This is a genomic window from Pararhodobacter sp. SW119 (assembly GCF_017811755.1).
GTDB lineage: Bacteria > Pseudomonadota > Alphaproteobacteria > Rhodobacterales > Rhodobacteraceae > Pararhodobacter.
The window spans coordinates 1-24370 of record NZ_JADDJF010000009.1 but is presented as its reverse complement, the minus strand read 5'-3'; the positions used below and the strand labels follow the sequence as shown (position 1 = coordinate 24370).

The 24370-nt window shown below is 66.6% G+C and carries 24 protein-coding genes, 1 tRNA gene and 1 pseudogene; 9 read left to right on the top strand and 17 right to left on the bottom strand.

The window, feature by feature from the left end:
- Nucleotide 1: 1 nt before the first annotated feature.
- Nucleotides 2-817, bottom strand: coding sequence for a TlpA family protein disulfide reductase (locus tag IM708_RS07835; RefSeq protein ID WP_209425800.1), 816 nt, complete (start codon nucleotides 815-817; stop codon nucleotides 2-4).
- A gap of 77 nt (nucleotides 818-894) precedes the next feature.
- Nucleotides 895-2073: an MFS transporter gene (locus IM708_RS07830; RefSeq protein WP_209425799.1), complete on the bottom strand. Its 1179-nt coding sequence runs from the start codon at nucleotides 2071-2073 to the stop codon at nucleotides 895-897.
- Nucleotides 2074-2210: 137 nt separating this feature from the next.
- Between IM708_RS07830 and IM708_RS07825 the strand changes: the two genes are divergently transcribed.
- Nucleotides 2211-3437: a glycosyltransferase family 87 protein gene (locus IM708_RS07825; RefSeq protein WP_209425798.1), complete on the top strand. Its 1227-nt coding sequence runs from the start codon at nucleotides 2211-2213 to the stop codon at nucleotides 3435-3437.
- A gap of 30 nt (nucleotides 3438-3467) precedes the next feature.
- On the opposite strand, the gene IM708_RS07820 is transcribed toward IM708_RS07825, so the two are convergent.
- From IM708_RS07820 to IM708_RS07795, 6 genes are all read right to left on the bottom strand, one after another.
- On the bottom strand, nucleotides 3468-3965 hold the full coding sequence (locus tag IM708_RS07820; RefSeq protein ID WP_209425797.1) for an RNA pyrophosphohydrolase: 498 nt from the start codon (nucleotides 3963-3965) through the stop codon (nucleotides 3468-3470).
- Nucleotides 3962-5296, bottom strand: a complete 1335-nt coding sequence (locus tag IM708_RS07815) for a S41 family peptidase (protein ID WP_209425796.1) — start codon at nucleotides 5294-5296, stop codon at nucleotides 3962-3964. The genes IM708_RS07820 and IM708_RS07815 overlap by 4 nt, the downstream gene beginning before the upstream one ends.
- A gap of 249 nt (nucleotides 5297-5545) precedes the next feature.
- Complete coding sequence (gpmI, locus tag IM708_RS07810) at nucleotides 5546-7075, bottom strand: 2,3-bisphosphoglycerate-independent phosphoglycerate mutase (RefSeq protein WP_209425795.1); 1530 nt, start codon at nucleotides 7073-7075, stop codon at nucleotides 5546-5548.
- Nucleotides 7076-7132: 57 nt separating this feature from the next.
- Nucleotides 7133-7603 (bottom strand): 23S rRNA (pseudouridine(1915)-N(3))-methyltransferase RlmH, encoded by a 471-nt coding sequence (gene rlmH, locus IM708_RS07805; protein ID WP_209425794.1) that lies wholly within the window; start codon nucleotides 7601-7603, stop codon nucleotides 7133-7135.
- A gap of 17 nt (nucleotides 7604-7620) precedes the next feature.
- Entirely contained in the window at nucleotides 7621-7947 is a 327-nt protein-coding gene (gene rsfS / locus IM708_RS07800; protein WP_348524952.1) for a ribosome silencing factor, read from the bottom strand.
- Between the two features lie 287 nt (nucleotides 7948-8234).
- Nucleotides 8235-9734, bottom strand: a complete 1500-nt coding sequence (locus IM708_RS07795; protein WP_209425792.1) for a CoA-acylating methylmalonate-semialdehyde dehydrogenase — start codon at nucleotides 9732-9734, stop codon at nucleotides 8235-8237.
- A 100-nt stretch (nucleotides 9735-9834) separates the two neighbouring features.
- On the opposite strand from IM708_RS07795, the gene IM708_RS07790 reads away from it, so the two are divergent.
- The 3 genes from IM708_RS07790 (at nucleotide 9835) to coaD (ending at nucleotide 11845) form a co-directional block, all read left to right on the top strand.
- The gene (locus IM708_RS07790) at nucleotides 9835-10749 is read left to right on the top strand and encodes a LysR family transcriptional regulator (RefSeq protein WP_209425790.1); all 915 of its coding nucleotides are present in this window, start codon (nucleotides 9835-9837) and stop codon (nucleotides 10747-10749) included.
- Between the two features lie 80 nt (nucleotides 10750-10829).
- On the top strand, nucleotides 10830-11261 hold the full coding sequence (locus IM708_RS07785) for a CBS domain-containing protein (protein ID WP_209425788.1): 432 nt from the start codon (nucleotides 10830-10832) through the stop codon (nucleotides 11259-11261).
- Between the two features lie 77 nt (nucleotides 11262-11338).
- Complete coding sequence (gene coaD, locus IM708_RS07780; protein WP_209425786.1) at nucleotides 11339-11845, top strand: pantetheine-phosphate adenylyltransferase; 507 nt, start codon at nucleotides 11339-11341, stop codon at nucleotides 11843-11845.
- A 51-nt stretch (nucleotides 11846-11896) separates the two neighbouring features.
- Here the strand turns inward: coaD and IM708_RS07775 are convergent, their stop codons facing one another.
- The 7 genes from IM708_RS07775 to pdxH form a co-directional block, all read right to left on the bottom strand.
- Nucleotides 11897-14404, bottom strand: a complete 2508-nt coding sequence (locus IM708_RS07775; RefSeq protein ID WP_209425784.1) for a cation:proton antiporter — start codon at nucleotides 14402-14404, stop codon at nucleotides 11897-11899.
- A gap of 111 nt (nucleotides 14405-14515) precedes the next feature.
- Nucleotides 14516-14998: a host attachment protein gene (locus tag IM708_RS07770; RefSeq protein WP_209425783.1), complete on the bottom strand. Its 483-nt coding sequence runs from the start codon at nucleotides 14996-14998 to the stop codon at nucleotides 14516-14518.
- Nucleotides 14999-15413: 415 nt separating this feature from the next.
- Nucleotides 15414-16415, bottom strand: coding sequence for a type I glyceraldehyde-3-phosphate dehydrogenase (gap, locus tag IM708_RS07765; protein ID WP_209425781.1), 1002 nt, complete (start codon nucleotides 16413-16415; stop codon nucleotides 15414-15416).
- Between the two features lie 254 nt (nucleotides 16416-16669).
- Nucleotides 16670-16746 (bottom strand) — tRNA-Pro (locus IM708_RS07760).
- Between the two features lie 51 nt (nucleotides 16747-16797).
- Complete coding sequence (locus IM708_RS07755; RefSeq protein WP_209425779.1) at nucleotides 16798-17283, bottom strand: DUF192 domain-containing protein; 486 nt, start codon at nucleotides 17281-17283, stop codon at nucleotides 16798-16800.
- Nucleotides 17284-17814 carry a cold shock domain-containing protein gene (locus IM708_RS07750; RefSeq protein ID WP_209425777.1) on the bottom strand — a complete coding sequence of 177 codons (531 nt, stop codon included), beginning with the start codon at nucleotides 17812-17814 and terminating at the stop codon, nucleotides 17284-17286.
- 90 nt (nucleotides 17815-17904) lie between these two features.
- Nucleotides 17905-18522 carry a pyridoxamine 5'-phosphate oxidase gene (pdxH, locus tag IM708_RS07745; protein WP_209425776.1) on the bottom strand — a complete coding sequence of 206 codons (618 nt, stop codon included), beginning with the start codon at nucleotides 18520-18522 and terminating at the stop codon, nucleotides 17905-17907.
- 149 nt (nucleotides 18523-18671) lie between these two features.
- On the opposite strand from pdxH, the gene fabI reads away from it, so the two are divergent.
- The 3 genes from fabI to IM708_RS07730 all read left to right on the top strand — a co-directional run bounded on the left by fabI (nucleotide 18672) and on the right by IM708_RS07730 (nucleotide 20949).
- Nucleotides 18672-19496 carry an enoyl-ACP reductase FabI gene (gene fabI / locus IM708_RS07740; RefSeq protein WP_209425775.1) on the top strand — a complete coding sequence of 275 codons (825 nt, stop codon included), beginning with the start codon at nucleotides 18672-18674 and terminating at the stop codon, nucleotides 19494-19496.
- A gap of 133 nt (nucleotides 19497-19629) precedes the next feature.
- The gene (gene gpt / locus IM708_RS07735) at nucleotides 19630-20136 is read left to right on the top strand and encodes a xanthine phosphoribosyltransferase (protein WP_209425774.1); all 507 of its coding nucleotides are present in this window, start codon (nucleotides 19630-19632) and stop codon (nucleotides 20134-20136) included.
- A gap of 261 nt (nucleotides 20137-20397) precedes the next feature.
- Complete coding sequence (locus tag IM708_RS07730) at nucleotides 20398-20949, top strand: VOC family protein (protein WP_209425918.1); 552 nt, start codon at nucleotides 20398-20400, stop codon at nucleotides 20947-20949.
- A 117-nt stretch (nucleotides 20950-21066) separates the two neighbouring features.
- On the opposite strand, the gene IM708_RS07725 is transcribed toward IM708_RS07730, so the two are convergent.
- Complete coding sequence (locus IM708_RS07725; RefSeq protein ID WP_209425773.1) at nucleotides 21067-21747, bottom strand: M48 family metallopeptidase; 681 nt, start codon at nucleotides 21745-21747, stop codon at nucleotides 21067-21069.
- An 85-nt stretch (nucleotides 21748-21832) separates the two neighbouring features.
- Complete coding sequence (locus tag IM708_RS07720; RefSeq protein ID WP_209425772.1) at nucleotides 21833-22564, bottom strand: hypothetical protein; 732 nt, start codon at nucleotides 22562-22564, stop codon at nucleotides 21833-21835.
- 178 nt (nucleotides 22565-22742) lie between these two features.
- Between IM708_RS07720 and IM708_RS07715 the strand changes: the two genes are divergently transcribed.
- Both IM708_RS07715 and IM708_RS07710 read left to right on the top strand, forming a co-directional pair.
- On the top strand, nucleotides 22743-23807 hold the full coding sequence (locus tag IM708_RS07715; RefSeq protein WP_209425770.1) for a tellurium resistance protein: 1065 nt from the start codon (nucleotides 22743-22745) through the stop codon (nucleotides 23805-23807).
- 460 nt (nucleotides 23808-24267) lie between these two features.
- A pseudogene (locus IM708_RS07710) lies at nucleotides 24268-24370 on the top strand (transposase); the annotation flags it as partial.

The window sequence follows — 24370 nt, the reverse complement described above, 5'->3', positions numbered from 1 at the left end:
GTCAGTCCGCGAGCAGGCGCGCGACCTCGGCCTCCAGCCGTTCGCGCGCGATCTCGCCGACATGCAGGGAAACCAGCTTGCCGTTGGCGCCGATGAAGACGGTCGTCGGCAGGCCGAGGCTGCCGTAGTGCCGGCCGAGATCGCCATTGAGGTCGAGGACGACGTTCGGCAGGTCGATCCGTTCCATCACCAGGTATTGCGCGACCCGCTGCGGCGCCTCGCGCTGGCTGGCGAAGGCGAAGGTGATGCCGGCGTTCTCGGCCGCGACCTCGGCCATCATCGGCAGTTCGCGGCGGCAGGGCGGGCACCAGGTCGCCCAGAGGTTCAGCACGATGGGCCGGCCGGCATGATCGGACAGGGCAAAGTCCGGTCCGGTCAACGTCTCGAACCGTTGTTCGCTAACCAGCGTGCGCGGCAGGGGACCGGCCTGCCAAAGCACGCCTTGCCAGGCGACGATGCCCAGCACCAGCGCCAGCAGCCCCGGCTTCAGCATCGCGCGTGCGCGGTTCATCGCCAGGATCGTGACCAGAAGCACTGCGCCGGCCGCCCATTGGCCCGAGAATCCGCCCTGCCATATCGCCAGCACACGCCAAGGCGCGTCGGCATAGGCGTCCCAATAGGTGGCGACATGGCCCAGCCGGGCGGCGATCCCGCCGAAAAGCACGATCTGTACGGCCCAGGACCGAAGCGCCGCCCCCGCGGCGCCCCCCATCCGCCGGCCCAGAACCTCGGCCACCAGAAGGAAGATCGCGATTCCGCCCAATGCGGCGGCGCGGTCGATTCCCAGCACGAAGGGTCCGATGGTCACGGCACTCATGCGCCGTGTCCTGCCCGGCGGGCGCGCGCGGCGCAACCCACGAAAGCGTCAGGGGCTGCGGCGGCCCCGTCCGGCACTCAGTCCAGCCGATCCCGCGAAAAGGCGTAGACGGCGCAGCCCGCCAGCAGCGACAGCGCGAAGAACAGGTAGATCGCGGCATAGGGCGCCTCGACCGGGGTGGCGGGCGTCGCAGCATGAATGCGGGCCGAAACCATCTGCATGATCCCCACGCCCCCGATGGAAAAGAGGTTCAGGAGCGTCACGCCCCGGCCCAGCACACGAGCCGGGATGAAGCTGCGCCCGTGCGCCATCATCAGCGGGAAGGACAGACCCACCATGCCCACCGCCGCGAGCAGCAGCGCCGAGGTCCAGAACCCCGCCGTCGGAAACGCCCAGAGTGCCAGGAGGCAGGCCACGCAGATCAGGTTGCCGCCCAGGGCCACGCCCTTGCGCGTGCCCAGGATGCGGTCGAGCGGGCCGTAGGCGATGGCCCCCAGCACCATCGCGAAGGCCATCAGCAGCGTGACATGCCCGATGGCGACGCTGCCGGCCTGGTAGACATCGGCGTAATAGGGACCGACCCAGAGGCCGCGCAGCCCCGCCGCCGGCGCGTAGTTCACGAAGATCAGCGGCAGGATCAGCCAGAGGCCGGGGATGCGCAGCACGTCCAGCAGGGAGCCGCGCCCATTGCCGTCATCCTCCAGCGCCGGTGGGTCCTGAACCAGGAAACCCAGCGCCACGCCGGACGCGAGCGTGACCGCCGCGAGGCCCATCACCGTCTCACGCCAGCCGAAGGTCTCTGCCGCCCAGGCCAGCGGCCAGGCGCCCAGGATGTTTCCCAGCGTCCCCACGCCGATCACCGTGCCGGCCAGCGTGGCAAAGGCGCGCGCCGAATAGATCCGACCGAAGATGTAGTAGGTCGCCATCAGCACGGGCGAGCATCCCATGCCGATCAGCACCATCGCGATGTGCAGGTGAAGCGGCGACTGCGCCAGGGCGAAGATCAGCGCCCCGCCGCCGCCCGCGACCCCCAGAAGCCAGGCCGAAGTCCGCCTTGGACCGAGGGTGTCGAGCGCCCAGCCGACCGGAAGCTGCATCAGCGCAAAGGACAGGAACCAGAGGCCGGACGAGAGCGCCAGATCATCGGCCCCGGCGCCGAGATCGACGCCCAGCACCGGGCTGAGGACGGCAAGAAACGCCCGATAGAACTGGCTGAACAGGTAGCCCACGACCAGAAAGGCAATGCCCAGCTTCATTCCCGCCCCCGACTGCGACACATGTTAATTACCGGCGCGACACTCACTCATGTCGCGGCAAAGGTCCAGTGGCGCCGGGCGGAACGTTTCCTTTACCGCCGCGCGGCAGACTGCGCGCGGCAACCGAGGGGGCGATCATGACAAGCTTGCTGCGCGAAAAGGGCACGGTGATCGAGACCAGTCCGCTGCTGCTTGCGGCGATCCTGGCCATGCTGGGCCTTCTTGTCGTGCATGTGAACATCGCGCTGCCGGAACTGGGGGCCGCAAATACCCTCGTCGATTTCGACGCGTTCTACCTGGTCGGGCTGCTGATCGGCGAAGGGCGGCTGGAAGAGGCCTATCATTTCGGCAGCATGCGGGCGGTGCAGCACGCGTTCAATGGCAGTGACAGCTTCATGCCCTGGACCTATCCGCCGCAGTTCAACCTGATCGCGGCGCTTTTGCCGATGGCGGGGCGCGCCGTGGCCTACTCGATCTTCATCGCCGTGACGCTTGCCGCCTATGTGCTGGTCCTGCGCCGCATCGCGGGGCATCATCTGACCTTCGTGCTTCTGGCGTTGCTGCCGGTCCTGATGGTGACCGCGCTGATCGGGCAGAACGGATTTTTGACCGGCGCCTTGGTCGGCGCCTTCTGCCTGATGCTGCTTAGCGGGCGGGCCAGCGCCGGGCTGGCGCTGGGGCTGATGGTGATCAAGCCGCATCTGGGCGTCGCGCTGGGGGTCCTGGTGCTGGCGCGCGGAGACTGGCGTGTGCTGGCGGTCGCGGCCGCAACGGTCGTTTTCAGCTCCGGTCTGGCGACCCTGGTGTTCGGCGTCTCGATCTGGGCGGCCTTTCTTGGCGGCGTGCACGAGGCGGGCGGTTTTCTGCAGGCGGGCTATTATCCGATGTTCCGAATGACCTCGCTCTATGCGGCGTTGCACACGCTGGGCATTGCGCCGCAGCACGCCCTGCTGGCGCAGGCGACTGTGGCGGCCGCGGCGCTGACCGCGGTGATCTGGACGGCGCGGCGCTGGCAGTTGCGCCATGCCCTGGCGGTGGCGTGTTTCGCCTCGGTCGCGATCAGCCCCTATACCTACGACTACGACATGACGATCTTCGGCGTCGGCCTTGCCCTGATCGCGCGCGAGATCGTCACCCGCTGTTCGGCGGCGCAGAAGGGGATGCTGGTCTGCCTGTGCTGGCTCGGTGGCGCCTGGGGCATGCTGGGCACCTATACATTGCCCATGCAGACCGATCCGAACTACGCCGAGGTGCTGCAGTCGACGCTATCGATGAGCGGGCCGATCTATCTGCTGCTTCTGGCGCTTGGCGCATTTTGCCTTGCACGTCCCGCGGCGCGGCTCGGCGGGCGTTCCGCGGCGTGATCGCTGCCGCAGGCGACGGAGCGCGCCGCGTCAGCCCGATCCCGCGCGCAGATAGGGCCGGAAGGCCGCGATGACCTGCGCGTATATCTGGCGCTTGAAGGGCACGATCGCGGCCAGCATCGTATCGGCGTCGATCCAGCGCCAGGTCGAGAATTCCGCATGCTTGCCGTCGAGGTCGATCTGGTCGTCCCGGCCCAGAAACCGCATCAGGTACCAGCGCTGCTTCTGGCCGCGGTAGTGTCCGCCCCAGATGCGCGGCACCAGGTCGGCAGGGATGTCGTAGCGCAGCCAATCCGGGGTCTGGTCCAGAACCTCGACCAGCGCGGGTTCGACGCCGGTTTCCTCCTGCAGTTCGCGCAGGGCGGCCTGGCGCGGGTCCTCGTCGGGGTCGATCCCGCCCTGCGGCATCTGCCAAGCCGGGGCCGAGGCGTCGATTCGCTGACCGGCAAAGATCTCGCCCTGCGCGTTGATCAGCATGATCCCCACGCAGGGCCGGTAGGGCAGCGCCGCGATCGCCTCGGGCGTCATTGCCGCCCGTTCATGGCCGAGAGGCCGCGCAGGATATCCAGCGCGTAAGCAAGCTGGTAATCCTCCTCGCGCAGGCGCGCGACTTCCTCGGCGGCGCGTTCTTCTTCCTCCATCATCCGGCGCTCGTCGTCCGAGATGGACTGCGCGCCGATGGCGCCGCGCAGGCTCGATTCGGTGCGCGGCGGCCGGGTGGTGGTTTCTTCGCCTTCGGTCGGATCGACGCGTTGCGGCTGCGGCACGACGATGTCGGGCGAGACGCCAAGCGCCTGGATCGACCGGCCTGAGGGGGTGTAGTAGAGCGACGTGGTCAGCCGCATCGCGCCGTTCCCCCGCAGCGGGATCAGCGACTGGACCGATCCCTTGCCGAAGCTGCGCGTGCCCACGACCACCGCGCGGCGGTGATCCTGCAGCGCCCCGGCGACGATCTCGGACGCCGAGGCCGAACCGCCGTTGATCAGCACGACGATCGGACGCCCCTCGATCAGGTCGCCGGCGGAGGCGTTGTAGCGTTCGCTGTCGGCCTGCTCACGCCCGCGGGTCGAGACGATCTCGCCCTGGTCGAGGAAGGCATCTGTCACCCGAATCGCCTGGTTCAGCAACCCGCCCGGGTTGTTGCGCAGATCCAGGACGATGCCGCGCAGCCGGTCGTTGCCGCCAAGCTCCTCGACCGCGTCCTCGAGCCCGGCTTGCAGGTTGTCGTAGGTCTGTTCGTTGAAGGTCGTGACGCGGACCACCACGATGTCGCCTTCGGTCCGAATCCGAACGGCCTGAATGCGGATCGTGTCGCGAATGATCGACAACTCGAAGGGCTCGTTCACCCCCTCGCGGACGATGGTGATGACGATCTCGGACCCCACCGGCCCGCGCATCTGTTCGACGGCCTGCTGCAGCGTCAGCCCCAGCAGCGACTCGCCGTCGACATGGGTGATCAGATCGCCCGCCCGCACGCCCGCCTTGTCGGCGGGGGTGTCGTCGATGGGCGCGATCACGCGCACGAACCCGTCCTGCTGCGAGATCTCGATCCCCAGCCCGCCGAAGGAGCCGCGGGTCTGAACGCGCATATCCTCGAAATCGTCCGGCGAAAGAAAACTCGAGTGCGGATCGAGCGAGCTGAGCATGCCGTTGATCGCTGCCTCGACCAGCTCTCCGGTATCCACCTCGTTGACGTATTGCCCGCGGATACGCTCGAACACGTCGCCGAACAGTTCGAGTTGCTGGTAGACCGACTGGCTGCGCGCCTGCTCCTGCGCGATCAGCGGGCCGGCGACCTGTGTGGTCAGAAGCGCACCGCCGATCATGCCCGCCAGCGCTGCCGCAAGAAATGTCCTCATCTTCTCTTCCCGTTTGCGGGTCTGATGCCCGACCTGGGCCGTCATGCGGCCGATTTCGCTTGCGCCCATCCAAATCGAAGCGCGGTTCCGGGTCAATGCCCCCGAAGGCCCTTTCGCCCCGCAACAGCGCCGCTGCGGCGTATCCGCTTATACCGGACTTTCGCCGACATGCAGCGCCAAACGCGGGTCATGGTCAAGGTAGCCAGATTGGCGCGGGGTTCAGTTCACAATCGCGCGTCTCGGTTGGCCTCAGTCCCCCACCGGGCCGAGAAGGTTCCGTCCGGTCATCTCGGGCGGGGGCGAGAGGCCCATGAGCGCCAGGATCGTCGGCGCGACGTCGGCCAGCCGTCCATCGCGCAGGTGCGCCCCTTCCGGCCCGCCGATCAGGGCGACAGGCACCGGATTGGTGGTATGCGCGGTATGTGGTCCGCCGGTGGCGGGGTCGATCATCTGCTCGGCATTGCCGTGGTCCGCGGTCAGCAGCATGGTGCCGCCCGCGGCCTTCAGCGCCGGCAGCACGCGCGACAGCGCCGCGTCCACCGCCTCGCAGGCGCGTGTCGCGGCCGCCAGATCACCGGTATGGCCCACCATGTCGGGGTTTGCGTAGTTCACGACGATCAGGTCGTAGCCGGCCTCGATGGCCGCGACCAGGTGGTCGGTCACCTCGGACGCGGCCATCTCGGGCGCCAGATCGTAGGTCGCGACCTTGGGGCTGGGCGCCATGTAGCGGTCCTCGCCCGCCTCGGGGTCTTCCTGGCCGCCGTTGAGGAAGAAGGTCACATGCGGGTATTTCTCGGTCTCGGCCAGGCGATACTGGCGGCGTCCCTGCCGCGCCACCCATCTGCCCAGCGTGTTCACGATGCAGCGCCTTGGAAAAGCCGTGTGCATGAAGGCGTTGTGGGCGTCGGAGTATTCGACCATGCCTAGCAGCATGGCCCAATCCGGCCGCCGCCCGGTCTTGAACCCGTTGAAGGCCGGCGCGCCGATCGCCGCCATGATCTCGCGCGCCCGGTCGGCGCGGAAGTTCAGGCAGAAGAAGCCATCGCCGGCGCGCGCGCCCTTCCAGTCGTCGATCACCGTCGGCGTGATGAATTCATCCGTCTCGCCGCGCGCGGCGGCCCATTCGACCGCGGCGCGGGTGTCGGGCGCGCGTTCGCCTTCGCCGCGGATCATGGCGCGATAGGCGCGTTCGACCCGTTCCCAGCGGCGGTCGCGGTCCATGGCCCAATAGCGCCCGATCACCGTGGCGATGCGCGCGTTCTTCGGCAGGCCTGCCGCCAGTCCGGACAGGAAACCGGCGGCCGACGTCGGCGCCACGTCGCGCCCGTCGGTCAGGGCATGGATGGCGACCGGAACGCCGGCACCGGCGATCGCGTCCACCGCTGCCCGCAGATGGCGCAGATGACCATGCACCCCGCCGTCGGACACCAGCGCCATCAGATGCGCGGTGCCGCTGGTCTTCTGCAACGCATCGATGAACTCCTGCAGCGCCGCGTTGCGCGCGAACGAGCCGTCTTCGAGCGCGAGGTCGATCTGGCCCAGATCCATGGCAACGACCCGGCCCGCGCCGATATTGGTATGGCCCACTTCGGAATTGCCCATCTGCCCGGTCGGCAGGCCGACATCCGGGCCATGCGTGATCAGCGTCGCAGTCGGACAGGTTTCCATGATCCGATCGAAACAGGGCGTGCGCGCCTGCGCCACGGCGTTGCCCTCGTGCGCGGGACTCAGCCCCCATCCATCGAGGATGCAGAGCACGACGGGGCCAACGGTGTTCATGCGTGTCTCCGGTTTCATCTCGAGATAGGTGCCGGGTGGGCGCGCGGCAATGCCCGCTCAGGCCCGGTGATAGGGACTTCCTGCCAGGATGCTGGCGGCGCGGTAGAGTTGTTCGGCCAGCATCACGCGGACCAGCAGATGCGGCCAGACCATTGCGCCCAGAGACAGCGAGAAATCTGTGCGCGCGCGCAGATCGTGGTCCAGACCGTCTGCGCCGCCGATGAGAAAGGCAAGATCGCTTGCCCCGCCGTCGCGCCAGTCGGCGAGGCATTGCGCAAAACCGGGCGAATCGAGCGTTCTGCCCCGTTCGTCGAGCGCGACGCGCACCGCGCCTTCGGGACAGGCGCGCGCAAGAAGCGCGCCCTCGCCAGCCATGCCGCCGCCGCGTTTGTCCTCGACCTGATGCTCCTGCGGCGGCCCCAGCCCCAGCGGGCGCCCGGTGCGGTCAAAACGCTTCAGATAGTCGTCCAGCAGATCGCGCTCGGGCCCGGCGCGCAAGCGGCCGACAGCGCAGAGATGCACGCGCATCCGTTCGCCGCCCTACCTCAGGCGCGCGCGAAGCCCGACGGAACCTGCCACATCTTTTCAAGCTGGTAGAATTCGCGCACCTCGGGGCGGAAGACATGCACGACCACGTCGCCGGTGTCGATCAGCACCCAGTCGCCGGTTTCCTTGCCCTCCACCCGCGCGGATAGGCGCAGCTTCTCCTTCAGGCGGTCGAGAAGCTTCTGGGCGATGGCGCTGACCTGCCGCGAGGACCGACCCGAAGCGATCACCATGTGATCGGCCATGGACGAACGCCCGCGCAGATCAATCTGCACGATGTCCTCGGCCTTGTCGTCTTCCAGCGAGTGCAGGATCAGATCCAGAATGACGTCGCCCGAAAGGGTGGGCGCTGCGTTCGTGGCGGGAGCCGCAGGGGCGGCCGGGTCGATATACGACAGTTTCCTGTCCTCCTGGATGACATACTTTCATCAAATATAGCATCGCATGGACCAATTCTCAATCGGCCGCGGCAGTCGCGGATGCAGAAGTCGCCTGGTCTGATCATGACCAATTGGGTGCGGCAAGGATTAGCGTATTCCTTTCCGTCAAATAACGGAAACTTTGCTCAATCGGGCGTGCCGGCCACGGGACCTCCCCGCGGCCGCCAGCCTGTTCAGTCCATCGCCTTGAAGTTGAACTCGCCACCTTCCTTGATCCCGCTCGGCCAGCGGGCGGTGACGGTCTTGGTGCGGGTGTAGAAGCGGAAGGCGTCCGGCCCGTGCTGGTTCAGGTCGCCGAAACCCGACTTCTTCCAGCCGCCGAAGGTGTGGTAGGCCAGCGGCACCGGGATCGGCACGTTCACGCCGACCATGCCGATGTTGATCCGGCTGGCGAAGTCGCGGGCCGCGTCCCCGTCGCGGGTGTAGATCGCGGTTCCGTTGCCGTATTCATGGTCCATCGCCAGGCCGATCGCTTCCTCGTAGCTGGCGGCGCGGACCATCGACAGGACCGGGCCGAAGATTTCCTGCGTGTAGATGTCCATCTCCGGCGTGACGCGGTCGAACAGATGCGCGCCGACGAAGAAGCCGTCCTCGTAGCCCTGCATCCGGAAATCGCGCCCGTCGACGACCAGTTCGGCGCCCTGCTCGACACCGGATTCGACCAGCCGCAGGATGTTTTCCTTGGCGGCCTTGGTCACGACCGGGCCGAAGTCGACATCGTTGCCGGCGGTCCAGGGGCCGACCTTCAGCTTCTCGATCTTCGGCACCAGCCGTTCGCGCAGCGCCTCGGCGGCCTGCTCGCCCACCGGCACCGCGACCGAGATCGCCATGCAGCGCTCGCCCGCCGCGCCAAAGCCGGCGCCGACCAGCGCGTCGGCGGCTTGGTCCATGTCGGCGTCGGGCATGATGATCATGTGGTTCTTGGCGCCGCCGAAGCATTGCGCGCGCTTGCCGTTCGCCGTGGCCCGGCTGTAGATGTACTGCGCGATGGGGGTGGAGCCGACGAAGCCCACCGCCTGAACGGTTTCGTTGTCCAGGATCGCGTCCACCGCCTCCTTGTCGCCGTTGACTACCTGCAGGATGCCATCGGGCAGGCCGGCCTCCTGACAGAGTTCCGCCAGCATGATCGGGACCGAGGGGTCACGCTCGCTGGGCTTGAGGATGAAGGCGTTGCCGCAGGCCAGCGCCGGGCCCATCTTCCACAGCGGGATCATGGCAGGGAAGTTGAACGGCGTGATGCCCGCCACCACGCCCAGCGGCTGGCGCATCGAATACATGTCGATGCCGGGGCCGGCGCTGTCGGTGAATTCGCCCTTCAGCAGATGCGGCGCGCCGATGCAGAACTCGATCACCTCCAGCCCGCGCTGGATGTCGCCCTTGGCGTCGGGAAAGGTCTTGCCGTGCTCGGACGACAGCATTTCCGCCAGCTTGTCCATGTCGCGGTTGATCAGCCCGACCAGCGCCATCATCACGCGGGCGCGTTTCTGCGGGTTGGTCGCGCCCCAGGCCATCTGGGCCTTCGCCGCCGCGGCGACGGCGGCGTCCATCTCGTCCTTCGAGGCCAGCGCCACGCGCGCCTGCACCTCGCCCGTCGCGGGGTTGAAGACATCGGCATGACGCCCCGATGTGCCAGCGACGCGCTTGCCGTCGATCCAGTGTCCGATCTCTCGCATGGTTTCCTCCTCTGGGTTTGCCACAGAATAGCCTTGCAGAATTGGCATGAACAGGGGCAGTTTCCCAAAAGGCGTCTTGCAATTCTGCAAAGGTGGGGCGATGGCCGACTGGGACGATCTGCGCATCTTCCTTGCCGTGGCGCGCGGCGAAAGCCTGAGCGCGGCGGGCCGCGTGCTGAAACTGGACGCGGCGACAGTGGGCCGAAGAATCGCCCGCCTGGAGGCGGCGCTGGCCGCGCGCCTTTTCACCCGCTCGCCCCAGGGCTACCAGTTGACGGACGAGGGTGGGCGGCTTCTGGCGCATGCCCAGTCGGTCGAGGCCGAGATGGCGCGCGCCCGCGACACGCTGGCCGGTCCGGGCGAGGGGATACAGGGACAGATCCGCGTGGGCGCGCCCGACGGTTGCGCGAACTACCTGCTGCCCCAGGTCGTGGCCGCCATCTGCGCCGCGAACCCGGGGCTCGAGGTGCAGATCGTCGCGCTGCCGCGCGTCTTCAACCTGACCCGGCGCGAGGCCGACATGGTCATCGCCGTCAGCCCGCCGGAATCGGGCCGCGTGCTGGTGCAGAAGATTTCCGACTACCGGCTGCACCTGGCGGCCGCCGACAGCTACCTCGCCGGCGCGCCGCCGCTCGCCGCGCCGTCCGACCTGCCGGCGCATCGGGTGATCGGCTATATCCCCGACATGATCTTCGACCGGGAACTCGACTATCTGTCCGACCTGGGGGTGGAGGCCCCGGCGCTCGCCTCGAATTCCGTCTCGGTCCAGTTGCAGCTGATCCGGGCCGGCGCGGGCGTCGGGGTCGTTCATGACTTTGCCCTGCCGGCGACGCCGGGCGTGCGCCGCGTGCTGACCGGCGCTTTCGGCCTGACACGCGCCTTTCACCTGGTGCGCCACGCCGACGACCGGGCGGTGGTGCGCCTCAACCGTTTCGCGGCGGCCCTGAGCGCCGGCCTGAAAGCGGAAATCGCGCGGCTGGAGGCGGCAAGTGACGGACCTGCGCTGAAAGCTTGACAGAACGGCGTGCCTGTCGGACGTTTGCAGGACGATTTGAGGGCGCGCTGTCCCGGTGTGCCCCTGGCAGGAGGTCGCGCATGCTCGTTTCGCAGATTCTCAAGAACAAGCCCGCCGGCGTGGTCACCATCGCGCCCGACGCCAGTCTGCGCGACGTGGTCGAGTTGCTGGCCGCGCGCCGGATCGGCGCGGTCATCGTCTCGCCCGACGGCGCCAAGGTCGCGGGCATCCTGTCCGAACGCGACATCGTGCGCGAACTGGGCAAGCGCGGCACCGATTGCCTGAGCGACGCGGTGGAGCGGATCATGACCCGCCAGATCTATGGCTGCGCGCCCACCGATCTTGCCGACAAGGTGCTGCGCACGATGACCGAAAAGCGCTTTCGCCACATGCCGGTGATGGAGGACGACGCGATGATCGGTCTCATCTCCATCGGCGACGTGGTCGCCGCCCGCCTGGCCGAACTCGAGTACGAGAAGGACGCGCTTACCGGGATGATCATGGGGCACTGACGCCGCGCGGGCGGACTTGCATCGCCCGGCCCAATCCTGTTTCTAGGGTCGGCATGCAGCGGGGCAGGGAGGGCGGTATGCGCGTCGGGCTTTATCCTGGAACCTTCGACCCGGTCACGCTGGGCCATATCGACATCATCAAGCGCGCCTGCGTGCTGGTCGACCGGCTGGTGATCGGCGTGGCGATCAACCGTGACAAGGGGCCGCTTTTCTCGCTCGACGAACGCGTGTCGATGGTCGAGGCGGAATCGGCGAAACTGTCCGAACGCTTCGGGACCGAGATCGTCGCCCATCCGTTCGAGAACCTTCTGATCGACTGCGCCCGCGATGTCGGCGCCCAGATCATCATCCGCGGCCTGCGCGCCGTGGCGGATTTCGAATACGAATACCAGATGGTCGGCATGAACCGCGCGCTCGACGACCGGATCGAGACCGTCTTCCTGATGGCCGAGGCGCGACACCAGGCCATCGCCTCGAAACTGGTGAAGGAGATTGCGCGGCTGGGCGGGGATGTCAGCAAGTTCGTGACGCCCGCCGTCAACACCCGCATGCGCGAGAATTTCGGGCCGGTTCACCCGCGCTAGGGCGCCTGCGCAGCGTTACCCGGTCCGTCGCTTGCCCGCATTCCAGTACGCTCAGGCGGCCTCGGTCAGCCCCGTGAGGTCCAGGGTCACGCCGCGCTTTTCGGCACTCGCCAGCACCGCCGCGCGCAGCGCCTTGTTGCGGCCCAGCAGCGACAGGAACTGCGCCTCGTCCAGCGCCAGCAGCGTGCAATGCGTGATGGCGGTGATCTGGCCGCGGCGCGCGCTGCGCCGCAACAGCGCCAGGTGACCGAACATCTCGCCGCGGCCCAGCCGCACGATCTGGGTGCCGCGTTCCACCTCGACCGCGCCGGAGGCGATGAACCACACCCGGCGCGGATTTTCGCCGCGTTTGAGAAGCCGGTCGCCCGGCGCGGCATAGACAGTGCGCAGACGGCGTGCCAGCCGCCGGCGCTGCGCCTCGTCCATGTCGGCGAAAAGCGGGAACTGGCGCACCAGTTCGGACTTCTGCACGGCCAGATCCAGCGGCGGGCGGACCTCCAGCGCGTCGCGGCGCTTCTGGATGCGCACCAGCAGCGCCTGCCACAGCTCGGGGCCGATCAGGCCGTCCTCGACCAGCGCGGCGTATTCGCGCTCTTCCTGCGCCAGCACGATCTGCCGGATCAGCCGGCGTTCCAGTTGCTCGGCATAGCCGGGAAACTGCAGGCGCAGCCCTTCCAGCGCCTGCTCGGTCTCTTCCGCGCGCCGCTCCAGCAGATCGTGCAGCAGGTCGGCGACGCGCTTGCCGTGGATGCGGCGGATACGGGTGTCGATGAAGCCGTGCAACTGCTTGAGGATCAGCGACACCGCCACCAGCCGCTCGAACCGGTCGGCGGTCTGGCTGGACAGCGGGCCCGACAGGCGCAAGCGGTTGTGCAGGAATTCGGCCACCCGCTGCCCCCGCGCCGCCCGCAGCCGGCGTCGCGCCTCGTTCAGATAGGCCAGGCGGCCGCCCGTGCGCGTCGCCTCGATCAGGCGGTCGGTATCCAGCAGCAGCCGGTTGGCCAGCCGCGCCGGGATCGTGCGCTCGCGGAAGTCATCGATGATCAGGTCGCGCTCTCGCCCGGCCAGCGCGACCAGGCCCAGCGTGATGCGGTCGCGGTCCAGGATGCCGGCGGCCTCCTCGGCGGCATGGACCGCGGCATCGACCCGTTCGGCATAGCGCTTGGCCTCGTCGCGCACGGTCTCGCGCGTCAGGCCCATGTCGCGCGCCGCCTCGGATACGGTATCGCGCACCGTCTGCAGCGCGACCGCGACCACCTGCGCCGACAGCGCCGTGTCGATGGGCGAAAGCCGGTTCAGCCCCAGCCGGGCAATCATCAGCCGAAGCGTCGTGCCCTGCACCAGCAGCGTGAACAGCGTGAAGCCCGTGGCGATGATCGCCACCTGGCGCTTGACGTCGGGCGGGATGCGGAAGCTTTCGGTCACCGCCAGCGCCAGCGCCAGCGTCACCGCCCCGCGCAATCCGCCCCAGAGGATCGCGACGCGGTAGCGCGGCTCCACCTGCGGCGACAGGCGCAGCGTGGTCAGCACCGGCAGCAGGCCGAACAGGATCAGCGCCCGCGCCGCCAGCGCGGCCAGCACCGTCACGCCGATCAGCACCAGATCGAACAGGCGCAGGTCGGCCAGCAGCCGCGGGATCAGCAGCGCCGCCAGAACGAAGATCAGCCCCCCGGCCCAGTAGCCCAGCAAGTCCCAGGTATCGCGCAGCTTCTCCACCGCCTGCGGCGACAACTGGCCCGGGCCCAGGAAGTTCAGCGTCAGCCCGGCCGCGACCACCGCGATCACGCCCGAGACGCCCAGTCCGTTTTCGGCCAGCACGAAGACCAGGTAGGGCAGGGCGACCGAAAGCGACACCTGGCCCAGCGGATGGGCACCCAGGCGCGACAGCGCCGGCAGCATCAGGCGCGCCGCCGCCCAGCCGACAAAAACACCGCCCGCGACCAGCCAGGGAAACTCCAGCAGCGCCTCGCCCAGGCTTGGCGACGGCACACCGATCGCGATGAAGGCAAAGAACAGGCCAAACAGCGCGATGGCTGCGGCATCGTTGAGCAGGCTCTCGCCCTCGACGATCCGCGCCAACCGTTGCGGCGCCGGGGTCGACCGGAAGATGCCGACAACCGCCGAGGGATCGGTCGTCGATACGATCGCCCCGACCATCAGGCAGACCATCAGCGACAGGCCGGCCACCGCAAAAAGCGCGTAGCCCACGACAACCGTGGCTACCCCGACCGCCAGGACCGATAGAACCAGGATCGGCATCCAGTCGTCCATCATCCGCCGCACATCCAGGGTCAGCGCGACCTGGAAGATCAGCGTTGGCAGAAAGACATAGAGAAACAGGTTGGACCGGATCGGCAGCGCCAGGATCGCCTCGGCGACCGGGTCGAAGGCGTCGGTAAAGCCGGTGTGCAGGAAAAACGCCGCGCTGCCGCCGATTCCCGTGCCCAGGACGGCAAGGATCACGGTCGCCGGCAACCGCAGCCGAGCCGCGACCGGCTCTGCAAGTCCGATCACGGCGAAAAGGGCCGCAATGATGGCGACAATGACAAAAAGTTCCATGCGCGTCCGGGTGTTGGTCTTTAATCAATAGCTTGCCGAACCCGGGGGGCAAAGGGGTGCGGTTTCAATTTTCGTGACGCCGGCGAAATACTGGCGCCTTTGCGCGCCCGGTCAGCGCCCGGCAGGCGCAAGTTTCAGGTCGGCTGAAATCTTCGCAGCCAGATCCTGCGGCGCGAGATTTGCGTAATTCGCCGTCGCCTCCCTTACCACGCTATCCTGAAGGGTCTTGGGCAGCATCTTGCGCAACTCGCCCAGAACCTGTGGCTCGGCATAGACCGCCAGTTCGCGGAAGGCGCCCTTGCGGTGGCCTTTTTCCAGCAGTTCGATCACCTCGCGGATCAGACCACGGGTTTCCTCGGCCAGCGGGTCCGAGCCGTATTCCATCGCCGAGCGCCGCGATCCGACCGAGGCGAAGCTGCGGCCCGGCCGGTCCGCCATCACGTCGCGCAGCTGCTTGGCCTCGATCTGGCGGTCGATCTCGGCCGGGGGTCCGTTCTCGTCGTCGTCGCCGGGTCGCCAACCCAGGCTTCGAACGATCCGCGCATGGGTCGAATTCATCACCAGGGCCCAGATCCTGCGCTTCTCGATCGGCATGCGTCCCTCCTTGCGTGGTACGGCGCCCGGTCGCCCGGCGCGATCCACGCCGACATCCTGCAACCAGCGCGGTCACGGGTCAACCGGGCAGGGCGCGCTGAAAGTGGATTGCATTCTGCTGCGCAGCCGTCCGTGGACTGCGCGACCTCCGCCTTGGGCAGGGACCGGCAGAATGCCCTTAGGCGGGGGCTTGGGAGCGCACTCAACCCGGCGGCAAGGATGCAGCAAGAACGGTTCGATCAGCACCGGCCCGCTGGCTTTTCAGGGGGACTCGCGAACTGATTTCCAGAGATTTCAATGAGGTTAACGGCGGAAAATATGCCATATAACTTCAATGGCTTGACGAAAGGTCCAAGCTTGGACCCTTGCCCGTTTCTATCGTTTCACCCGTGTCAGCGCCCGGGGCGCTGTAGCCTCAGTCCAGCCGACCCATCAGCGCGGCGACGTCGGCCATGCGGCAGGAAAAGCCCCATTCGTTGTCATACCACGCCAGTACCCGCACCGTCCGCTTGCCGACGACCTTTGTCTGATCCGGCGCAAAGATCGAACTGTGCGTCGTGTGGTTGAAATCGATCGAGACCTTGGGCTCCGGATCGTAGGCCAGCACCGCGCCCATCGACCCCGCGGCCGCCGCCCGCACCGCCTCGTTCACGTCCGCCACGGTCACGTCCTTCGACGCGACAAAGGTCAGGTCGACGGCGGACACGTTCGGGGTCGGCACGCGCATCGCGGTGCCGTCCAACCGCCCGGCCATCTCCGGCAGCACTTCTCCCAACGCCTTCGCCGCGCCGGTCGAAGTGGGGATCATCGCCATCGCCGCGGCGCGCGCGCGATAAAGATCCTTGTGCCGGCGGTCCAGCGTCGGCTGATCTCCGGTGTAGCTGTGGATCGTGGTCATGATGCCCGACTCGATTCCGAACGCCTCGTGCAGCACCTTGACCAGCGGCGCCAGACAGTTCGTCGTGCAGGACCCGTTCGAAACCACCAGATGTTCGGGCAGAAGCTGGCGGTGATTGACGCCGAACACCACGGTCTTGTCCGCGTTCTTCGCCGGCGCCGAGACCAGCACCCGCTTCGCGCCACGGTCCAGGTGCACCGCAGCCTTGGCGCGATCATTGAACTGGCCGGTGCATTCCAGCACGACGTCGATACCCTGCCAGTCCAGCTCTGTCGGGTCGTAGGTCGAAAACACCTTGATCGGCCCGCGGCCCAGGTCCAGCCGGTCGCCCTCGACTCGGATCTGGCCGGGAAAACGGCCGTGGACACTGTCGTATTTCAGCAGATGCGCATTCGTCTCGATCGGGCCGGTAGCGTTGATCGCCACCACCTCGACATCGTTGCGCGCGCTTTCGGCAATGTGCGCCAGCGTGCAGCGCCCAATCCGCCCGAATCCGTTGATACCGATGGTGATGGTCATGAAAACGCCTCCGGTCCGAAACTCCGCCGCGCGGACAGTCCCGGCCCGCGTCCCCGTGTCTGATCATGCTATACCGGCGGAGCGGCGTCGGTGAAAGGCGGAAAACTCATTAACGGCAACGTGTTAGCGCAAACCTCCCGAACCACCCGATGTTGGCGCTAACCTTCGCCGACAGTGTGCAGCGCCGAGGCGCAAGGCGCCACCCCGGTTCACGCCCAGGTTGCGGGTTTCGAATCGCGCGGAGAATGAGATGCTGGTCGGGGCGGCCAGATTCGAACTGACGACCTTCGGTACCCAAAACCGACGCGCTACCAGGCTGCGCCACGCCCCGACGAAGGCTCCATAGCCCACGCAACGCAGGCTGAAAAGCACGAATGCGCGGTCAGTCGTCGGGGCAGGGCCAGGCGGCCAGTTCCGGGTCGACGCGCGGGTGCCGCAATTCGCTGCCCGGTGTTATCCCGAGTTGCCGCGCAAGGCCGCCGTTTATCTCCAGCACGAACAAGACGTCCTCGCCCCCGTCGATGGGCGTGCGGTCAAGCGGACGCGCCTCGTTGTGGATGTGCCTGACGGTTGCGGTTTCGTCGAGAAACAGCATGTCCAAGGGGATCAGCGTGTTTTCCATCCAGAAGACCGCGCGATCGGGGCGTTCGTAGATGAACAGCATGCCGGCCATGCGCGGCATCGACGGGCGGTTCATCAGACCCTGCGCACGGCTTGCGGGCGTATCTGCCAACTCGACCGAGAAGCGCACCTGTCCCCATTCACCGCGCAGATGCACCACGTCGTCGCGACAGGCCGCCGAGACGGGGGCAACGAAAAGACAAAGGAACGCGAAGATTGCGCCGGCCAGAAAAGTCGCGCGTTGCATTCAGCGCGCACTCCGCAGGCCAGCTTCCCAGGCGGCGATCATGATTGCCATGCGACCGCGCTCGCCCTCCAGGATGCGCAAGGCGACGGCTTCGCCGGGTTGCAGATCGGCAAAGCCCGAGCGGCGGAGCGACTCCATGTGGATGAACACATCCTCGCTTCGACCGAAGACATTGGCGAAACCGAAACCCTTGATCTTGTCGAACCACTTCACCCGCGCGGGCTCCAGCGGCAGCGCGAGGATGTCGGCCTCGGTGATGTCCGGATGACCGACATCGTCTTCCAGTTCCAGCGGTGGGGGGATGACTTCGAAAACCTCGACTGCCTGAAGGCCGCGCTGCGTCTGTTGCACGCTGACGACGATTCCGGCGCGGTCGCAGACCGAACTCTGACCATAGTTGCGCAGGGCGTTGACATGCAAAAGGATATCCGGGCCACCGTCGTCCGCGACGATAAAGCCGAACCCCTTCGCGGGGTCGAACCATTTCACAAGGCCCCGAACCTTGGGTAGCGCGGGATCGACTTCCACCATGCTCGGTCACCCAGTACCCGGCGCAACGACAATGGTTAATTCTCTGCCGATGTGCCGCGAAATTCAAGCTTCGTCATCTGGAAATCGTGATCAGGGGCTCAAACGGGTCACCTTCCACCGATCCGCTACCGCATTGCGTGTCCAGCGGAACCGGTCATGCAACCGGAAGGCGCCATCCGCCCAGAACTCGATTTCGAACGGAGTGATTCTGTAACCGCCCCAGAAAGGCGGGCGCGGCGGGTTCGGACCCAGCTTTGCGGTCTGCCGCGCGACCTCGCCCATCAGCGCGGTGCGCGACGCCAGCGGCTGCGACTGACGCGATGCCCAGGCCCCCAGCCGCGACTGCAAGGAGCGCGACGCGAAATAGGCATCGGCCACGGTCCCCTCGACCCGTTGGACGCGGCCGCGCACGCGGATCTGGCGGCGCAGGGATTTCCAGTGCAGAACGAAGGCGGCTTGGCCCGCGGTCTCGATCTCGACCGCCTTCACGCTGCCGAAGTTGGTGTAGAAGACGAAGCCGCCCTCCTCGATCCCCTTCAGGAGCACCATGCGCGCATTCGGTCGGCCCTCTGCGTCGACTGTGGCGAGTGCGATGGCGCTGGGATCGTTCGGTTCGGTCTTCTCGGCCTCTTCCAGCCAGCGGCGGGCGACGTGGAAGGGATCGTCGCCGGCGAAGATACCGCTGCGGGCGGCTTGATCCTCGGTCATCGTGAACACCTCGGTTAGCTTTGGAGCGGACCGTTGCAGCGGGCCGCGTCGAATGCAACAGCCAAAACCGTCGCAGATCGCCCGGCCTTGATGGGGCATTGGCTTTCGCCTAAAGCTGGGCACGACGTCCTGGCAAGGTGGAGAGCGACATGTCGGCAGGGTTGATGCAGGGGCGTCGCGGCCTGATCATGGGTCTGGCAAATGACAAGTCCATTGCCTGGGGAATTGCACAGGCGCTGGCGGGGCAGGGGGCCGAACTGGCCTTTTCCTACCAGGGCGAGGCCCTCAAGAAACGTGTTCATCCGCTGGCCGAACGCCTTGGCGTGCCGCGGCTTTTCGAATGCGACGTGGGCGACATGGACTCGCTCGACCGGTTGTTCGCCGACGTGAAGAACATGTGGGACGAGATCGACTTCGTCGTCCACGCCATCGGCTTTTCGGACAAGAGCGAGTTGCGCGGTCGCTACGTCGACACCTCGCGCGAGAATTTCCGGATGACGATGGATATCTCGGTCTATTCGTTTACCGCCGTCTGCCAGCGGGCCGCGGCGATGATGCGCCCCGGCGGCAGCCTGTTGACCCTGACCTACTACGGCGCCGAGAAGGTCATGCCGCATTACAACGTCATGGGTCTGGCCAAGGCCGCGCTCGAATCCTCGGTCATGTATATCGCCGAGGATCTGGGCAAGGATGGCATCCGCGTGAACGCGATCAGTGCCGGACCGATCAAGACCCTAGCCGCCAGTGGCATCGGCGATTTCCGCTACATCATGAAATGGAACGAGCTGAACTCGCCCCTGCGCCGGAACGTGACGCAGGACGAAGTCGGCAAGGCGGCGCTCTACCTTCTGTCGGACCTGGGATCGGGGACGACGGGCGAGGTCCTGCATGTCGACGCGGGCTATCATGTTGTCGGCATGAAGGCGGTCGATGCGCCGGATATCGATGCGGTCACGGGGCGCAAGGAAAGTTGATCACGGGACGGTATTTCGGTGGCGCTGGCTTCTCGGCCCGGCGGGGCGGGTGTTCACGCGCGCGCAAGTTGCGCCTCCGCTGCTATCGCCGAAGTTGCGGGTTTGAGTCGATCGCTGATGGAAGGAGGATATGATGCAGGATCGTCTGCCCCATGAGAAAGGGTTCCACGTCAGTTGGGACCAGCTTCATCGCGATGCGCGCGCGCTGGCCTGGCGCCTGCAGGGGCTTGGTCCCGATGACGGATACTGGCGCGCGGTCGTGGCCATCACACGTGGCGGCATGGCGCCCGCGATGATCGTCAGCCGCGAACTGGATATCCGCGTTGTCGATACCGTGTCGGTCAAGAGCTACGACCGGCAGACCCAGGCGGAGCCGGAACTGATCAAGGCCCCCAACCCCGAGATCATGGGCAACCAGGGCGAGGGCGTGCTGATCGTGGACGACCTGGTCGATACCGGACGGACGCTCGAACTCGTGCGCGCGCTTTATCCGAAGGCGCATTTTGCGACGGTATACGCCAAGCCGAAGGGCAAGCCGATGGTGGAGACCTACATCACCGAGGTGAGCCAGGATACCTGGATCTTCTTCCCCTGGGACATGGCGCTGCAATATGTCGAGCCCTACCGCGGGCGCGATTGAGCCCTGCGCGGGCAGCGGTCCGCATGCGGACCAAATTGTAACACCATGATTCAGGTGGGTTAATTGGGCCGATTAACCGCAATGAAACCTTTGTCCGCGGCCGTCGCGCTCGGGGCGCGCGAACGTTGTTGATCACCGTACAGGTCATTGCACCTGCAACGAGTTGACTCGAATCAGTAGATGTGGTGTATCGGCGGCATGCCATTGCAGATGCAACGATATGGAGAGCTTGCGATGAACGCCCCGATCACCACGCCGACCCTGAAGATCGAGCAGATGCACCACGTGGCCTATCGCTGCCGCGACGCCAAGCAGACGGTCGAATGGTACACCAGGATCCTGAACATGGATTTCGTTCTGGCCATCGCCGAGGACAAGGTGCCGTCAACGCACGAGCCCGATCCCTACATGCACATCTTCCTCGATGCCGGGCAGGGCAATATCCTGGCCTTCTTCGAACTGCCGACTAAGCCCGAGATGGGCCGCGATCCGAACACGCCGGTCTGGGTCCAGCATATCGCCTTCAAGGTCAAGGACCGAGACACGCTGCTTGCGTTCAAGGATCATCTGGAGGCGAACGGGGTCGACGTGCTGGGCGTTACCGATCATTCGATCTTCCATTCGATCTATTTCTTCGACCCCAATGGCCACCGGATCGAACTGGCCTGCCCGGACCCCGAGGAGGAGGCGATGCTCAAACGCCTCGACTCCGTGAAATGGGAGATGCTCGAGGAATGGAGCCAGACGAAGCGCGCGCCGAAGCACGCCGACTGGCTGCATGCCAAGGAACTGGAGAAGGAACCAGTCACCTGAGCCGCGCAGCGCGTCACGGTCTTTTCATACATCCGTGCGATACCGTCCGCGTTCTGAGAAGGTATTGGTAAGGGGCGGGGCTTCGGTCCCGCCCATTTTCCGTAGCAAGAGCGCCGGTCAGGCCAACCAGCGCGCTTCCAGCGCTTCGATGGCCTTGATGCGGTCCTCGGTGCTGGGATGGCTCGCCAGCCAAGCGGGTGGCCCGCCGCCCATCCCCGTCAGCCTTTCCAGCTTCGCAAACAGCGCCTTCTGCGGCGCGGTGCCGATGCCTGCCTTGGTCAGCAGGGCCGCGGCGTATTCGTCGGCCTCGTATTCGTCCGACCGGCTCAGCCCCGCGGCCAGCAGCGTCACAAGCCCGGAGGCGATGAGCGGCCCGATCCCGGGCAGGAACCGGTTGAAGACCGTGGCCAGCGCCAGCCGGATCGCGTTCTGTCCTGAAAAGTCGATCATCCGCTTGCGCGTATGGCCCAATGCCACATGACCCAGTTCATGCGCGATGACCGAGGCCAGCTCCTCGGCCGAGACCGCGCCGGCGCGGTATTTCTGCAGGAAGCCGCGGGTAATGAAGATGCGCCCATCCGGCGCGGCCAGACCGTTGATCGGTTCGATGTCGTAGACGTGCACCTTGATCTTCGGAAGATTCAGAGCTTGCGCCATCCGGTCGCAAAGCGCGTTCAGCTGACGATCGGCCAGCTGGGCGGAACGCGCGTCCAGTTCGCGGCGGGTCCGCCAGGATGAAAACTGGTAGACCAGAAACGCGTAGGCCAGTGCCAGCAGCAATGGTGTGAGCTTGAGCATGCATCTGATATGGCGCGCGGCGGCTGCCAGAGCAAGTCACCCAAGGTCGATGTGATCGCGCAAGACATCAGGATTCCCGCGCCGATCACTCCAGCAGCAGCATGCCGCCCAGCATCGCCGCGAAGGACATGGTAACCAGCGAGCCCAGCAGCCCGCTTTCGACCTGACCGGCGGCTTCGGGCAGAAGTTCGGCGAAGACCATCCACAGCATCGCGCCCGCCGCCAGGCCCAGCCCGACCGGCAGCCATGGCGCGAAGGTCAGGACGAACAGGAAGGCCGGCACCGCCAGAAGCGGTTGCGGCAGGCTCGACCCGATGGCGAAAAGCCCGGCGCGCAGGACCGATGCCCCCCGCGGGACCATCACCAGCGCGATCGCCAGCCCCTCGGGTATGTTGTGGAGCGCGATGGCGAGCGTGATGAACTCGCCCAGGCGTTCGCCCCCACCCCAGGCGACGCCGACACCAATGCCTTCGGCGGCGGAATGCGCGGTCATGACCGCCATGATCAGGAAGATCTTCCGCCGGGCCGAGGCGCTGGCGGTCACCTCGGTCGGCGCGGGAAGCAGCGCCCGCGCGATCCAGATCAGCAGAAGCCCAGCGACGATCCCGGAGAGCGTGCGCGGCGCGTTCAGCGCGAATCCTTCCTGGATCAGCCCGAACGAGGCCGCCAGCATCAGACCCGCCGCGATCGCCGTGCCGACGCCCTGCGTGCGCGCGCTGGCTTCTTTCATCGCAAGAAGCGGCAGCGCGCCCAGGCCGGTCGCCAATGCGGTGATCAGCGCGGCCAGAAAGACCATGAGAATCGTGGGGTCTGACATCGCGGGGCCTCTGGCTGGCGGTGCTGGCTGGGCGTGGGGCGCACGCTGCGGCTGCGGACACCCGGTGTCAAGCGAGCGCCGGCTGCGACATGCTGTCCGGCGCGGCGGGCGACAGCACCCCTTGCCCCCGACCGTCTGCGCGGGTGACTATCGGGCGGAACCACACCCGGATGCCGGCATGACCAAGTCCAAGCGCCATTTCCCGCCGCCCCCTCCGCTGCCCAGCACGCCCCCCGGCCTGTGGCAGCGCGTGCCGCCGGCAATATTTCCGCCGATCATGGGGCTGCTTGGCCTGGGACTGGCCTGGCGGACCCTGGGCGCGGAAATCCCGGTCATCGCCGGCCTGGCCGAGGCGTTTTTGGGCGGCGCCGTCCTGCTCTTCGCCTTCGCTGCCGTCGCTTTGGCCTCCAAGCCGTTGCGTCGTCCCGGCGTCCACGCCGAAGAACTGCGTGTTCTGCCGGGGCGGGCGGGCGTTTCCGCGGGGGTCCTGTGCGTGATGCTGACGGCAGCGGCGCTGGTGCCCTATGCGCCGGGGTTGGCGGGCGGACTGGTCTGGGTGGGTGTGGCGTTGCTCGCGGGTCTTGGCGTGATGATCGCGCGCAATTTCCTCAAGGGCCCCGAGGAAGCGCGCGTGGTCACGCCGTTTTTTCATCTGGTGTTCGTCGGCTACATCCTGGCGCCGCTGGCCTTGATCCCGCTGGGTCAGGTCGGGGTCGCGCGGGCGATCTTCTGGATCACGCTTGTCATTGCCTTGCTGATCTGGGCCGAAAGCCTGCGCCAGCTTGCGACCCGTGTGCCACCGGCACCGCTGCGCCCGTTGCTGGCGATCCATCTGGCGCCGGTCAGCCTGTTCGCCACGGTCGCGGCACTTCTGGGGTGGGGCGAACTTGCGCTGGGTTTTGCGGTGGCCGGGCTGGCGTTGCTGGCTGTCCTGGTCATGGCCGGGCGCTGGCTTCTTGCGGCGGGTTTCACGCCGTTCTGGGGCGCACTGACCTTTCCGCTGGCGGCGCTTGCATCCGCGGTACTGCGCGCGCTGCCGGATCCCGCGGGTGCCTGGCTGGGCGCGGCGCTGGTCCTGGCCGCAACGGGGCTGAACATGCCGGTTGCGGTGCGTATCCTACGCGACTGGGCACAGGGCGGGCTTGCGGCAAAGACAAACGCCGCGGCGATCAGCGTCCCCCGCGATGGCGTCACTGGCGGATCGCGGAACCCCCAGGATGGAGCAGCGGGTCGCCGTGGGTGACGCTGACGGTCAAATTATCAAGGCCGGATTTCACCAAGGAACCGAACTATCGCATCGCGACCTTGCGAAATTCATCGGCGTTCGCTGTGCCCGAGGTTCATCTCCTTTGCTGCGCAGCCAAAGGAGCCGCACCAAACCGCGACTAAGAACCAATGATATCGATGGGTCTGTGCCCCATAATAAGTTTTATTCGGACGAATAGAAATCAATGCGTTGTAACCGAAGTGTTCCACGACAACTGGCGGAAGTTGCCGGCATTTCACCGTGCAGATTGTCACTCACGGCGGCCCGGCGCCGACGACCACGGGCGAGAGGATTGGGTCCGCACGACGCGGCACAGGGTCACGCAAAGTTTCCCAATTATCACAATAATAAGCAAGTTAGACGAATTCTGGGTCCGGTTTGGACTCGCCCCCATCGAGTGGTCCACTTTTTCTGTTAGTCCATGATGGGTCTCGACGCCATCGACTATCTGATGCCGCCCAAACGCGAGCGCTGGGGCGCCTTCACCGCTTTCCTGGATGATGGGCGGATCCGCCTGACCAACAATGCCGCCGAGCGCG

Excerpts from the sequence above, each read along its gene's own strand:
- coaD (WP_209425786.1), top strand. The coding sequence starts at position 11,339 with ATGCGCGTCGGGCTTTATCCTGGAACCTTCGACCCGGTCACGCTGGGC.
- gpmI (WP_209425795.1), bottom strand. The coding sequence starts at position 7,075 with ATGAACACCGTTGGCCCCGTCGTGCTCTGCATCCTCGATGGATGGGGG.
- rlmH (WP_209425794.1), bottom strand. The coding sequence starts at position 7,603 with ATGCGCGTGCATCTCTGCGCTGTCGGCCGCTTGCGCGCCGGGCCCGAG.
- IM708_RS07785 (WP_209425788.1), top strand. The coding sequence starts at position 10,830 with ATGCTCGTTTCGCAGATTCTCAAGAACAAGCCCGCCGGCGTGGTCACC.
- IM708_RS07770 (WP_209425783.1), bottom strand. The coding sequence starts at position 14,998 with ATGCCGATCGAGAAGCGCAGGATCTGGGCCCTGGTGATGAATTCGACC.
- IM708_RS07835 (WP_209425800.1), bottom strand. The coding sequence starts at position 817 with ATGAGTGCCGTGACCATCGGACCCTTCGTGCTGGGAATCGACCGCGCC.
- IM708_RS07830 (WP_209425799.1), bottom strand. The coding sequence starts at position 2,073 with ATGAAGCTGGGCATTGCCTTTCTGGTCGTGGGCTACCTGTTCAGCCAG.
- IM708_RS07750 (WP_209425777.1), bottom strand. The coding sequence starts at position 17,814 with ATGGTGGAAGTCGATCCCGCGCTACCCAAGGTTCGGGGCCTTGTGAAA.
- gpt (WP_209425774.1), top strand. The coding sequence starts at position 19,630 with ATGCAGGATCGTCTGCCCCATGAGAAAGGGTTCCACGTCAGTTGGGAC.
- IM708_RS07715 (WP_209425770.1), top strand. The coding sequence starts at position 22,743 with ATGACCAAGTCCAAGCGCCATTTCCCGCCGCCCCCTCCGCTGCCCAGC.
- IM708_RS07825 (WP_209425798.1), top strand. The coding sequence starts at position 2,211 with ATGACAAGCTTGCTGCGCGAAAAGGGCACGGTGATCGAGACCAGTCCG.
- IM708_RS07790 (WP_209425790.1), top strand. The coding sequence starts at position 9,835 with ATGGCCGACTGGGACGATCTGCGCATCTTCCTTGCCGTGGCGCGCGGC.
- IM708_RS07795 (WP_209425792.1), bottom strand. The coding sequence starts at position 9,734 with ATGCGAGAGATCGGACACTGGATCGACGGCAAGCGCGTCGCTGGCACA.
- IM708_RS07725 (WP_209425773.1), bottom strand. The coding sequence starts at position 21,747 with ATGCTCAAGCTCACACCATTGCTGCTGGCACTGGCCTACGCGTTTCTG.
- IM708_RS07755 (WP_209425779.1), bottom strand. The coding sequence starts at position 17,283 with ATGCAACGCGCGACTTTTCTGGCCGGCGCAATCTTCGCGTTCCTTTGT.
- fabI (WP_209425775.1), top strand. The coding sequence starts at position 18,672 with ATGTCGGCAGGGTTGATGCAGGGGCGTCGCGGCCTGATCATGGGTCTG.
- IM708_RS07775 (WP_209425784.1), bottom strand. The coding sequence starts at position 14,404 with ATGGAACTTTTTGTCATTGTCGCCATCATTGCGGCCCTTTTCGCCGTG.
- pdxH (WP_209425776.1), bottom strand. The coding sequence starts at position 18,522 with ATGACCGAGGATCAAGCCGCCCGCAGCGGTATCTTCGCCGGCGACGAT.
- IM708_RS07820 (WP_209425797.1), bottom strand. The coding sequence starts at position 3,965 with ATGACGCCCGAGGCGATCGCGGCGCTGCCCTACCGGCCCTGCGTGGGG.
- IM708_RS07815 (WP_209425796.1), bottom strand. The coding sequence starts at position 5,296 with ATGAGGACATTTCTTGCGGCAGCGCTGGCGGGCATGATCGGCGGTGCG.
- IM708_RS07720 (WP_209425772.1), bottom strand. The coding sequence starts at position 22,564 with ATGTCAGACCCCACGATTCTCATGGTCTTTCTGGCCGCGCTGATCACC.
- gap (WP_209425781.1), bottom strand. The coding sequence starts at position 16,415 with ATGACCATCACCATCGGTATCAACGGATTCGGGCGGATTGGGCGCTGC.